A 12,105-nucleotide genomic window follows, 5' to 3' on the forward strand; every position below is an offset into this window, starting at 1 on the left:
CATGTGCCACAACACTGTCCTCCGGCCCCGTGCCGGTTTGAAGAGCCTGTGATCCCGGTGATCCGGGCTCTTTTTTTATCCCGCTGGTGGTTCTGGGGTCAGATCCCTTGGTTGGAAACGTGACCGCACGGCTTGCCGCTGTCACGTCGCAGGCCGCAAGATGCGGGCCGGTCCGGGGAGTCCGAGTGCATGAGCGTGGCGGTGCGAGGAAGGTCTGCGCGTGGATGGGGGCTGGCGGCCATGCTGCTGCTGGCCGTTGCGGCATGCCGCGAGTCTGTGAACGATCCGGCCAGGCCGGCGGCCGAACCGGTGGCTGCGGTGCAGGCGATGGCGTTGCGCCTGGCCGAAGATGATCTGGTCGGCTACGCAAAGCTGTCGGTACCGCCAGGCCAGTATCAGCGGCTGCAGCAGGCCTGGGCGGAGGGACACAGCCAGTGGCCGCTGACCGAGCTGCCGCTGGGGGACCAGCTGCTGCCGATGCTGGCCGCGCTGCGCAAGCCCGATGCCAGCACCGAACTGCAGCGCAGCTTCGACCGCCAGCTGGCCGGCCAGGCCAGCGCCGTGCGCCAGGCCGCGCAGTCGATGGGCAATTTCGGGGTGCAGTACCTGCGCCATCAGAAGGGCTACACGCCCGGCCAGCAGGCCCATTACATCGCCCTGGTCGAAACCCTTGCCGTTTGGGCGCAGGGCGCGCCGATCAGTGACCGCGCCCGTGCACGCAGCACCATCGCCGCGCTGGTAGGCGCGGCCGGCAAGGTCGGCTTCGATGACGAGGCTGGCCTGCAGGCGGCTGGCATGGAGGGCAGCCTGCAGCAGCTGGCGCCGTTCATCCACACCCTCAAGGCGGTGCTTGGCAGCTACGGGCTGGGCGTGGATGACGCGCTTCGCAGCGTGCGGGGCGAGCTGCTCTCGGTGGAAGGCGACAATGCGCTGGTACGCCTGCACTACGACCTGGCCGGCCGCGAGATGAGCCTGCAGCTGCCACTGAGCCGGCGCGAGGGCCACTGGTACCTGACCCGCACCCTGGCCGACACCGACGCGCTGCTGCGCAAGGCCGACGCGGCCCGCGCGGCTGCGTCGCCGGCAGCCGCTGAGGCCCCCGCCGAAGGTGGGGAAGCGGCAACGCCGCCGCCTAAGCCATAATGGCGCCGATGTCGAAACAGAACCCGCTGCCGTTCCCCGGCGAAGAATCCCAGTCGACGCCCGCCGATACGGTGCCGGCGTCCCCCTCGACCGGTACCGGCCCGAACCCGGTACCGCCGCCCGCGCACGCGCGTCCGGCCGGCCGCCGCCCGCTGTGGGCTCGCCTGCTCGGCCGCCTGGTCGAGCCGTGGCTGTCGCTGAAGATCGAACCGGAAGACCCGGGCCAGTACAACGATGGCCGCCCGGTCATGTACGTGCTGGAAGACTACGGCCTGTCCAACGCGCTGATCCTGGACAAGGCCTGCCGCCAGGCCGGCCTGCCGTCGCCGCTGGTGCCGCTGGCCGGTGACCCGACCGGCCGCAAGCGCGCCTACCTGGCGCTGTCGCGGCGCAGCTCCAGCAACTCGCTGATTCCCGAGCAGCGCGGCGCCAAGACCCACTCCGACTCGCTGGCCAAGGTCCTGCAGGCGCACCGCGTGCGCGATGACCTGGACGTGCACCTGGTGCCGGTGTCGATCTTCGTCGGCCGCGCCCCGGACAAGCAGAGCGGTTGGTTCGCGGTGCTGTTCTCGGAAAACTGGGCACTGGTCGGCCGCTTCCGTCGCCTGCTGGCGGTGCTGCTCAACGGCCGCAGCACCATCGTCCGCTTCGCCCCGCCGATCTCCCTGCGCAACACCGTGGATGAAGGCCTGGAGCCGGAGCGCACGGTGCGCAAGCTGCAGCGCGTGCTGCGTACGCACTTCCGACGCATCCGTGAATCGGTGATCGGCCCCGACCTGTCGACCCGGCGCCTGCTGGTGGACCAGGTGCTGGCCGCCGAGCCGGTACGCGAAGCGATCGCCGCACAGGCCAAGCGCGACAACTCAAAGCCGGCCGATGCCTGGAAGAAGGCACACGCCTACGCCTGGGAAATCGCTGCGGACTATTCCAGCCCGGTAGTGCGCTCGGCCAGCTTCATGCTCAGCCACGTGTGGAACCGCATCTATGCGGGCGTGCTGGTGCACCACCTGGACAAGTTCAAGGCCGCCGCGCCGGGGCACGAAGTGGTCTACGTGCCCAGCCACCGCAGCCACATGGACTACCTGCTGCTGTCCTACCTGCTGTACGACCGTGGCATCGTGCCGCCGCACATCGTGGCCGGCATCAACCTGAACCTGCCGGTGGTCGGCACCCTGCTGCGCAAGGGCGGTGCATTCTTCATCCGCCGCTCGATCCGTGGCAACGCGCTGTACTCGGCGGTGCTCAGCGAATACGTCGCGCAACTGGTGGCCGGTGGCTACTCGCTGGAGTACTTCGTCGAAGGCGGCCGCTCGCGTACCGGGCGCCTGCTGCAGCCCAAGGGCGGCATGATCTCGATGACGCTGCGCGCGTTCCTGCGCCAGCCGCGCAAGCCGGTGCTGTTCCAGCCCATCTACATCGGCTACGAGAAGCTGATGGAAGGCGGCAGCTACCTGGACGAACTGTCCGGCCGGCCGAAGGAAAAGGAATCGATCTGGTCGCTGCTGTGGGGCATCCCCAAGGTGCTCAAGCAGAACTATGGCCAGGTGGTGGTGAACTTCGGCGAGCCGATCGCGCTGAACGACGTGCTGGCCGAGAAGGCGCCGGAGTGGAAGGGCGAGGCGGTGTCCGAGGACGAAAAGCCGGCCTGGCTGTCGACCACGGTGGACACGCTGGCCGAACGCATCCAGGTGCGCATCAATGGCGCCGCCGACGTCAACCCGATCAACCTGCTGGCGCTGGCCCTGCTGTCCACGCCGAAGCACGCGATGGGCGAGGCCGACCTGATCGCGCAGATCGAACTGTGCAAGACCCTGCTGGTCGAGATGCCGTACTCGGACCGGGTGACGGTGACGCCGCACTCGCCGGAGCGGATCATCGCCCACGCCGAGGAGATCAACGTCCTCACCCGCATCAAGCACCCGCTGGGCGATGTGCTCAGCGTCAGCGGCGACACCGCAGTGCTGCTGAGCTACTTCCGCAACAACGTGGTGCACCTGTTCACCGCCTCGTCGTGGGTGGCCTGCTGCTTCCAGAACAACCGCCGCATGAGCCGCACCGGCCTGGTCCAGCTGGGCCGTACGGTGTACCCGTTCCTCCAGGCCGAGCTGTTCCTGCCGTGGAGCGAGGACGAGTTCGCCCAGCGCATCGACCGGACCATCGATGTGTTCGTGCGCGAGGGCCTGCTGCAGAACGTCAACGATGACGACGGCGGCATCCTGGCGCGCAACACCGGGCAGACCGACGAGGTGTTCCGCCTGCGCGCGATCGGCCATTCGCTGCAGCAGGCGTTCGAGCGCTATTACATTGCCATCTCGGTGCTGGTGAAGAACGGCCCCGGCGTGCTCGGCGCTGCCGAGCTGGAAAGCCTGTGCCAGCAGGCCGCGCAGCGGCTGAGCCTGCTCTATGCGCCGGCCGCGCCGGAGTTCTTCGACAAGTCCCTGTTCCGTGGCTTCATCCAGAAGCTGCGCGAACTGCGCCTGGTGTGGCCGGACGAGAACAGCAAGCTGCTGTTCGACGAGCGCCTGGATGCCTGGGCCAAGGATGCCAAGTTCATCCTGGGCCGTGAGCTGCGCCACACCATCGAACGGGTCAGCCCGGAAGCGGCCCGCCCGGACGAGCCTGCGCCGCAGGATTGAAGGCAGCGCCGGGTCCTGCCCGGCGAACGACATGCCAACCAAGGTTGGCATCTACAGGCGCGAAGCAGTAGGTCCACGCCATGCGTGGATGGGCCACCGCTCAGGCCGGCTCGTCGGGAATCTGCAGGCTTTCCAGCCTGGCGATGCAGTCCTTCAGCTGCAGCTTGCGCCGCTTCAGGCGCTTGGACTCCAGCTCGTCCTCGCCGTTGGCGGCCATGCGGGTGATCTGTTCATCCAGCAGGCGGTGCTCGGCGCGCAGGGCGACGAGGCGCTCGACGATCTCGGCGGGGCTGTAGGTGTCCACAGCCTCCGAGCATACACAGCGATGATGACCGCCGGGAGAGGGGAATCCCGATCCCCGGCCGGGGCGGCTCCGAGCCGTTAGAATGGAACCCATGAGTGCCGTGATTTCCCTTCCCGATCCCCCACCGCGCGCCGCCCGCGATCCGCGCGTGGCCGAGCGCGAGCAGCACAAGCTGGCCAAGCGCCTGCGCCGCCAGGTCGGCGAGGCGATTGCCGACTTCGGCATGATCGAGGCCGGCGACAAGATCATGGTGTGCCTGTCCGGTGGCAAGGACAGCTACACCCTGCTGGACGTGCTGCTGCAGCTGCAGAAGAAGGCGCCGGTGCCGTTCGAGCTGGTGGCGGTGAACCTGGACCAGAAGCAGCCGGACTTCCCCGAGCAGGTGCTGCCGGAATACCTGGCAGGCCTGGGCGTGCCGTACCACATCATCGAGCAGGACACCTATTCGGTGGTCAGCCGGGTCATCCCGGAAGGCAAGACCATGTGTTCGCTGTGCTCGCGCCTGCGTCGTGGCGCGCTGTACAACTACGCCGAGACCCACGGCTTCACCAAGATCGCGCTGGGCCACCACCGCGACGACATGGTGGCCACGTTCTTCATGAACCTGTTCCACCACGCCAAGCTGTCGGGCATGCCGCCGAAGCTGCGCAGCGACGACGGCAGGCACGTGGTGATCCGGCCGCTGGCCTACGTGCGCGAGAGTGACATCGTCGAGTACGCGCAGGCACGCCGGTTCCCGATCATTCCCTGCAACCTGTGCGGCAGCCAGGAGAACCTGCAGCGCCGCCAGGTCGGCCTGATGCTGAAGCAATGGGAAAAGGACCACCCGGGCCGCATCGAGCAGATCGCGCGCGCCATGGGTGAAGTCCGGCCCTCGCAGCTGGCCGACACCACCCTGTTCGACTTCATGGCGCTGGGCCGTCGCGACGACGCGCCGCTGCCCGACGCCCATGCCTGGCTGGCCGGCTCCCCGGCCGACGCCGACGCAGATCCCGAGACGCCCACCGTTTAAGGTCGGGCGCCCTTCCTCTTCGCCATCCGGAATTCCATGTTCTTTCGCAACCTGACGTTCTTCCGTTTCCCGACCACCACCGATTTTTCCGAAGTCGACACCCTGCTGCCGCACGCCCTGCTGAAGCCGGTCGGCGCGCTGGAAATGAATTCGCGCGGCTTCATCTCGCCGTTCGGCCGCGAGGAGAAGGAACTGCTCTCCCACCGCATCGCCGAACACCTGTGGCTGACCGTGGGCGGCGAGGACAAGATCCTGCCGGCGGCGGTGGTCAACGACCTGCTCGAGCGCAAGCTGGAGGAGATCGAGGAGAAGGAAGGCCGCCGCCCGGGTGGCCGCGAGCGCAAGCGGATGAAGGACGACCTGCTGCATGAACTGCTGCCGCGCGCCTTCGTGAAGTCCTCGCGCAATGATGCCTTCATCGACCTGCAGCACGGCTACGTGGCGGTGGATACCTCCAGCCGCAAGACCGGCGAGTACTTCATGTCCGACATCCGCGGCCTGCTCGGCAGCTTCCCGGCGATGCCGCTGAACGCCGAAGTCGCACCGCGTTCGATCCTGACCGGCTGGATCGCCGGCGAGCCGCTGCCGACCGGGCTGAGCCTGGGCGAAGAGTGCGAGATGAAGGATCCGGTGGAAGGCGGCGCCGTGGTCAAGTGCCAGCACCAGGAACTGCGCTGCGACGAGATCGACAAGCACCTGGACGCCGGCAAGCAGGTGACCAAGCTGGCGCTGATCTTCGAGGACAACCTGTCCTTCGTGATCGGCGACGACCTGATCGTGCGCAAGCTGAAGTTCCTCGACGGCGCACTGGACCAGCTGGAGCATGCCGACGAAGACGGCCGCCGCGCCGAGTTCGACGCCCGCTTCGCCCTGCAGAGCGCCGAGATCCGCCGCCTGTTCCTGTTGCTGGAAGAAGCGTTCAAGCTCAGCAAGGCTGACTGAACAGGCACCCTGTGGGCCGCCGGTCATCCGGCGGCCCGAAGCAGCGCTATGCTGGGCGCATGAGCCGTCTGCTGCGCCGCCTGATCAGCCCGACCCCGCCCGCTACCGTGCAGCGCGACACCGTTCGCCTGCGCCTGGAGGATGCCGAGATCGAGGTGCTGCGCGTGCGCGATCCGCGCGCGCGCCGGATCAAGCTGAGCGTGGACGAGCGCGGCGCACGGTTGACGCTGCCGCCGCGGGCCAGCCTGGTGATGGGCGAGCGATTCCTGGAACAGCACCGCGACTGGTTGGCGCTGCAGCTGCGCCAGTACCAGAGCCAGGGCCTGCCCGCCCCGTTGCAGCCGGGCGAGGACGGCGTGCTGCCACTGCGCGGCGACCTGTTGCCGCTGCGCTGGCAGGAAGGCCGCTATGCGCGGCTGGAGATCGACGAACACGGCGCCTGCGTGCAGTGGCCGACCCGTGCCGGCGATGCCACCCTGCGCCGCCTGCTGCGCGAGTTCTACGAAGCACAGACCCGCGCCGATGTCGGCCGCTGGCTGCCGAAGTACCTGCCCACCCTGCCACGTGCACCCAGCCGCCTGCGGCTGAAGGTGATGTCTTCGCAGTGGGGCTCGCTGGCGCCGGATGGCAGCATGGCACTGGACCTGGCACTGGTGCTGGGGCGCCCTGAAGCATTCGAGTATGTGCTGGTGCACGAACTCTGCCACCTGATCCAGCCGAATCATTCGCCCGCGTTCTGGCACGAAGTGGAACAACGTTTCCCCGCGTGGCGCGAGCAGCGCGACTACTTCCAGCTGGAAGGGCGCAGGCTGAAGGCGATGCTTCGCCAGCTGCTGTAGAGCCGATGCTCGGCTGACGCGCGTGGCGCGGATATCCAGCCCTCGCGATCGACAGCAGCCGAGCATGGCTCGGCTCTACAAAAGCGCGCGCAGCGCGCGACCCGCTCCTGCTCTTCCTTCTTCCTTCCGTGATGGGCACACAGGAAACTGTCCGTGGCCGGGCGGGGTGGGTTGCGCAGGGGCGTGAGCCGCATGGATGCGGCGACCGAGCTTGCAAGGACGTACTTGCAGCGACCCCTGCGCAATCCACCCCGCCCGGCCGAGCACGGCTTCTGATTTGAACGACCCACCACGAGGGGCTCAGCCGTTGGCCGAAACCCTCACCCCGCCCGCAACGCCGCCGCTGCCGCCCAGCGTGCCGCCACCCGCGGCGCCGTGATGCACACCGCCTGGTCGGTCACCGTCGTCACCGCGCGCTCCAGCAGCTGGATATCGGCCTCGTGCTGGCGTGCCACATGCGGGTCCTCGAAGAAGATCGCGCGCTGGCAGCGCCCCTCCAGCACCCGGTCGGCAATCTGTGCATCGCCGCCCATCGGGCCACTCTGGTAACGCGTCACCCACGGCGTATCGCTGGGCCAACCCCGGCTCCAGGCCAGCTCGTTCAAGCGCTGCCCGGTGGTGCCCGTCGCAACGCGTTGGCCAAACCGGGCCAGCACATCGAAGTGTTCATCGGCGAAGGCCAGCATCGCCGGCTTCATCGCATCATGCGCGATCAGCGCCAGCGTCTGCCCCTGGAAAGCATGCAGGTCGTCGGCACCGGTGTCGGCAGCCAGCCCGGCGTGGATGCGCTCCACCTCGATCCAGTCGCGTGCAGTGGCCACGGTCGAAATGAACGGCTTGCCGTGGATCACACACTGCCGCTTGAGCGCGGTTGCTTCCGGAAACACCGAGGACGGATCGACCGGGTCGATCAGGTAGATCGCACCGTCCAGTGTCCGCTCCGGCCCCATGCCGACCACTTCGGCCACCAGCTTCATCAGGCCTCCCTCGCGGCCGTAGGGATACCGGTGCAGGCCGCCGTAGCCGGCCAGGAATCCCTGCCGTTCGATCGCATCGTGGGTGCGCCCGACCGCATGCAGTGACGCCCCCAGTTCGCGCAGGCCTGCCTCGCTGGCACGCAGCCAGCGGAACAGCGCCGCGCGCGCATCGTGGTGATGGAGACGGTTGGCGGCCAGGCCGATACGCATCGAGCGCTCCGTAGGACGGGTAGAAGCGGCAGTGTATGTCGGCATTCGCCGATGCGGATGCTTTTCCAATTTTTCTCATTGTCGCGGAAGCCTGCCTCGCTAGCGTGGCTGGCAGCGGTACCGCTGCGCGGCCGTGGTTCCTGCCCGCGAAATGAGGACGTCTACCGTGAATGTCGCCGGCCGCCGCGCCGTCGCCGCCGTCATGGCATCGCTGTTGCTGCCCGGCATCGCCGCTGCATCCGGTTGTACGGGCCCCCTGCAGGTGGCATGGCGCTCCGACCGGCCGCCCCTGTCATACAGCCAGCAGGGCGAGGTTGCGGGATTGGCCGCGGATTACCTGCCGCTGCTGGGCATGCAGGCGGCGCAGCATGCGAAGCCGTTGCCTGCGACGGTACTTACCGAGGGAGCACTGCCGGCCGGCACCCAGGTGCTGCTGGGCTGGCCGCGCGCACAGCTGCCGACAGGCTGGGTGGCCAGCAGGGCCTACCTGGAGGTGCCGCAGGTGATCGTGCGGCGCGAGGGCGCCGCTGCGGTGCTGGGGCTGGAGGGCCTGCGTGGCCGCAGCGTGGCCAGCCCGGACCGGCTGCCGCTGGAGCCATTGCTGGCCGAGCAGGCACCGGGGGCGCAGCTGCTGGCCCCTGCGCCGCTGGACCACGCGCTGTCACTGCTGCGCGCCGGGCTGGTCGACGCCGTGGTCGCCAATCTCGCTGAACTGGAAGCCGCGCTCCGCGCGGAGCCAGGCGATGCTGTGGTGATCGCGGCACCCGCGGGCTTCGGCGATGCACTGGTACTCGCGGCCGTGCCGGCCTGTGCCGAGGTGGTCGCTGCTTTCGACCAGCGGCTCCTGCAGGAGAGCGATGCACATCGCGCGTCGAGCCGCAGCGCCTGGCTGCCGGACCGGCCACGCGCGCGGCTCACCGGTTCGGCGCTGCGCTGGCTGGTGCCGGCGTCGCTGATCCTGCTCGCGCTCGTGCTGCTGCATGCCTTCGGCTACTGGCGCGTGCATCGCGAGAGCGTGCGTCGCCGCGTGCTGGAGCAGCGGTTGCACGACGTCACCGCGAACCTGCCGGCGGTGGTCTACCAGGCCCGCCGTTCGGCAACCGGCCACTACAGCCTGGCGCAGATCGCCGGTGACGTGCAGGCGTTGTTCGGCGTAAGCGTGGAGACTGCGCGGATCGACCATCTGCAACTGCTGGCCGCGGTGCATGCCGACGACCGCAGCCGGGTGATGGCGTGCATCGAAGCGGCCGCGCTGGTGCGCGGTCCCATCGACGTTACGTTCCGCACCCGGTCGGCGCAGGGCTGGCGCTGGGTCCGATCACAGGGACGACCGCTGCAGTGCGATGACAGCAGCGTGGAGTGGAGCGGCTACTGGTTGGATGTCAGTGAAGCACAGGCGCGTGCCGTAGCGCTGGCCGAGGCGCGCCGCGCGGCCGAGCAGGCGGCGCTGGCCAAGAGCCATTTCCTGGCGACCATGAGCCACCAGATCCGCACGCCGATGAGTACCCTGCTGGGCATGCTGGAGCGATTGGCTGCCAGTGACCTGGATGCGGGCCAGCGGCAGGTGCTGACCACCGTGGGTGATGCCGCGCAGATGCTGCGGCAGATCCTGGACGATGTGCTGCACAGCCAGCGCCTGCAGCCAGCGCCACTGCAGCTGCGGCCGACCGATCTTGCGGCGCTGGTGCGCGCGGTGCAGCAGCTGTTGATGCCCGTCGCGGCCAGCCGCGGCCTGCACCTGCACAGCGAGATCGACCCCATGCTGCAGCAGTGGTCGCTGGCCGATGGGCTGCGCCTGCGCCAGGTCCTGTTCAACCTGGCCGGTAATGCACTCAAGTTCACTCTGCAGGGAAGCGTGGTGCTGCAGGCCCATGTGCTGCAGCAGCGCGATGGCGGGCAGCGGTTGCGCCTGCAGGTGACCGATACGGGCGTGGGCATCAGCATGGAGCGGCAACAGGCGGTATTCGCTGCCTACGAGCAGGCCGAGACCTCGACCACGCGCCGCTTTGGTGGCAGTGGGCTGGGCCTGTCGATCTGCCGCGAGCTGGCGGCATCGATGGGGGGCCAGCTGCACCTGCGCAGCGCGCCGGGCAAGGGAACCACCGTATGGCTGGAACTGGTGCTGGCGGCCTGTGCGGCACCGACGGTGGTACCGGTGCTCACGACGGCCGTGCAACGGCCGCTGCCGCCGGCGCGGGCACTGGTTGTTGAAGACCATCCGACCAACCTGCAGTTGCTGGTGCAGCGCCTGCGCGAGCTGGGGCTGCAGGTACACGCCTGCGACGACGGCCAGCAGGCATGGGAGGCCTGGCAGGCGCAGCCCTTTGATCTGGTCATCACCGACTGCCATATGCCGCACATGGACGGCTTCGCGCTGGCACGGGCGATCCGTGGCGATACCTGTGCCATCCGTGCGCAGGTGCCGATCGTCGCGCTGACTGCCAGTGTGCTGGAACGCACACGCGAGGCCTGCCGTGATGCGGGCATCGACCATTTCCTGGCCAAGCCGGTGGCGCCGTGCGAACTGCGCGCGCTGCTGGAGGAGCTGCTGTTGCCGGACTCAGTGCGCCAGTAGGCGGACGATGCTGGCAGCGGCATCGCGGCCTTCGGCCACGGCGGTCACCACCAGGTCTGCACCGCGTACCGCGTCGCCACCGGCGAACAGGCGTGGATGCGCGGTCTGGAACGGCAGGCGGTCCTTGCCCCCGGCGACGATGCGGCCGTTGGGCTGGCCTTCCACCCCCAGGTCCGCCAGCCACGCCGGCACGCTCGGCGAGAAGCCGAAGGCGATGATCACCACGTCCGCTTCCAGCAGGGATTCACTGCCTTCGATCGGCACGGCGTTCTGGCGGCCATTGGCATCGGGTTCGCCCAGCCGGGTTTCGACCACGGTCACGCCGATCACTTCATCGTCGGCGCCGGCTTCGATCGACAGCGGCTGGCGGTTGAACAGGAAGCGCACGCCCTCTTCGCGCGCATTGGCCACTTCGCGAGCGCTGCCGGGCATGTTGGCTTCGTCGCGCCGGTAGGCGCAGGTGACCTTGGCCGCGCCGAGGCGCACCGCGCTGCGCACGCAGTCCATGCCGGTATCGCCACCACCGAGCACCACCACGCGCTTGCCGTTGAGGTCGGGCAGGGCGATGGTGTCTTCCCAGCCGGCAATCGGCCGGCCCTTCGGGTCATCGCCGCCGACGATGCGGCTGTTCTGCACCAGGAACGGCAGCGCCGGCAGCACGCCCTTCAGGTCCTGGCCGTCGAGGCCACCATCGGTGTAGCGGTAGGCGCCGGTACCGATGAACACCGCATCGTGGGTGTCCAGCAGCTGCTGCACGCTGAGGTCGCGGCCGATCTCCACGCCGAGGCGGAACTGCACGCCCATGCCCTCCAGCACGCCGCGGCGCCGGTGGATCACGTCCTTGTCCAGCTTGAAGCTGGGAATGCCGAACTGCAGCAGGCCGCCGATCTGCTCGTAGCGGTCATAGACCACCGCGGCAATGCCGGCGCGGGCCAGGCGGTCGGCGCAGGCCAGGCCCGCGGGACCGGCCCCGATCACCGCAACGCTGCGGCCGGTCGGCTGCACCGCGCCCAGGTCAGGGCGCCAGCCGCTGGCCAGCGCGGTATCGACGATGTATTTCTCCACCGCACCGATGGTGACCGCACCGAACTCTTCCAGCGTGCAGCTGCCCTCGCACAGGCGATCCTGCGGGCAGACCCGGCCGCACACCTCCGGCAGCGGGTTGGTGCTGTGGCACAGCGTGGCGGCTTCGTGGATGCGGTTCTCCTGCACCAGCTGCAGCCACTGCGGAATGGCGTTGTGCACCGGGCACTTCCAGCTGCAGTACGGGTTGCCGCAGTCCAGGCAGCGGCCCGCCTGGTACTGGGCGTCCTCCTTGCCGAACTTTCCGTACAGCTCGCCCCAGTCGCCGGACGTGCGCAGTTCCACCGGGATGCGCTGCGGCATGGTGCGGGGCAGGTCGAGGAACTGGAAGGCGTGCTTGCGGCTCATGGCGGGCTCTGGAATGCGGGGGGGAACGTTGCCGGC

Annotated in this window: 9 protein-coding genes; 6 read left to right on the top strand and 3 right to left on the bottom strand. The window is 68.7% G+C overall.

From position 1 onward, the window contains the following. Nucleotides 1-189 precede the first annotated feature (189 nt). Nucleotides 190-1,143, top strand: a complete 954-nt coding sequence (locus tag QP609_RS00305) for a hypothetical protein (protein WP_014645453.1) — start codon at nucleotides 190-192, stop codon at nucleotides 1,141-1,143. Continuing rightward, entirely contained in the window at nucleotides 1,143-3,779 is a 2,637-nt protein-coding gene (plsB, locus tag QP609_RS00310; RefSeq protein WP_032962379.1) for a glycerol-3-phosphate 1-O-acyltransferase PlsB, read from the top strand. The genes QP609_RS00305 and plsB overlap by 1 nt, the downstream gene beginning before the upstream one ends. Before the next feature lie 100 nt (nucleotides 3,780-3,879). Here plsB and QP609_RS00315 read toward each other — a convergent pair whose 3' ends face one another. Then, nucleotides 3,880-4,083: a YdcH family protein gene (locus QP609_RS00315; protein ID WP_032962381.1), complete on the bottom strand. Its 204-nt coding sequence runs from the start codon at nucleotides 4,081-4,083 to the stop codon at nucleotides 3,880-3,882. Nucleotides 4,084-4,174: 91 nt separating this feature from the next. Here QP609_RS00315 and ttcA point away from each other — a divergent pair, with 91 nt between their 5' ends. From ttcA to QP609_RS00330, 3 genes are read left to right on the top strand one after another with little or no spacing between them, the layout of a single operon-like run. Then, a complete protein-coding gene (gene ttcA, locus QP609_RS00320; RefSeq protein ID WP_197621084.1) occupies nucleotides 4,175-5,095 on the top strand; it encodes a tRNA 2-thiocytidine(32) synthetase TtcA in 921 nt (306 codons plus the stop codon). 36 nt (nucleotides 5,096-5,131) lie between these two features. Continuing rightward, nucleotides 5,132-6,037, top strand: coding sequence for a recombination-associated protein RdgC (locus QP609_RS00325; RefSeq protein ID WP_005411825.1), 906 nt, complete (start codon nucleotides 5,132-5,134; stop codon nucleotides 6,035-6,037). A 59-nt stretch (nucleotides 6,038-6,096) separates the two neighbouring features. After that, nucleotides 6,097-6,876 carry a SprT family zinc-dependent metalloprotease gene (locus tag QP609_RS00330; protein WP_032962385.1) on the top strand — a complete coding sequence of 260 codons (780 nt, stop codon included), beginning with the start codon at nucleotides 6,097-6,099 and terminating at the stop codon, nucleotides 6,874-6,876. 320 nt (nucleotides 6,877-7,196) lie between these two features. Here QP609_RS00330 and QP609_RS00335 read toward each other — a convergent pair whose 3' ends face one another. Continuing rightward, complete coding sequence (locus tag QP609_RS00335) at nucleotides 7,197-8,063, bottom strand: methylglyoxal synthase (RefSeq protein WP_197621083.1); 867 nt, start codon at nucleotides 8,061-8,063, stop codon at nucleotides 7,197-7,199. Between the two features lie 166 nt (nucleotides 8,064-8,229). Between QP609_RS00335 and QP609_RS00340 the strand changes: the two genes are divergently transcribed. Further along, entirely contained in the window at nucleotides 8,230-10,638 is a 2,409-nt protein-coding gene (locus QP609_RS00340; protein WP_049442527.1) for an ATP-binding protein, read from the top strand. Here the strand turns inward: QP609_RS00340 and QP609_RS00345 are convergent. Continuing rightward, on the bottom strand, nucleotides 10,624-12,069 hold the full coding sequence (locus tag QP609_RS00345) for an FAD-dependent oxidoreductase (RefSeq protein ID WP_041862916.1): 1,446 nt from the start codon (nucleotides 12,067-12,069) through the stop codon (nucleotides 10,624-10,626). The genes QP609_RS00340 and QP609_RS00345 overlap by 15 nt on opposite strands. Nucleotides 12,070-12,105: the final 36 nt, after the last annotated feature.

It is taken from the genome of Stenotrophomonas sp. 8(2023), assembly GCF_030345295.1.
In the GTDB taxonomy this organism is placed as follows: Bacteria; Pseudomonadota; Gammaproteobacteria; order Xanthomonadales; family Xanthomonadaceae; genus Stenotrophomonas; species Stenotrophomonas muris.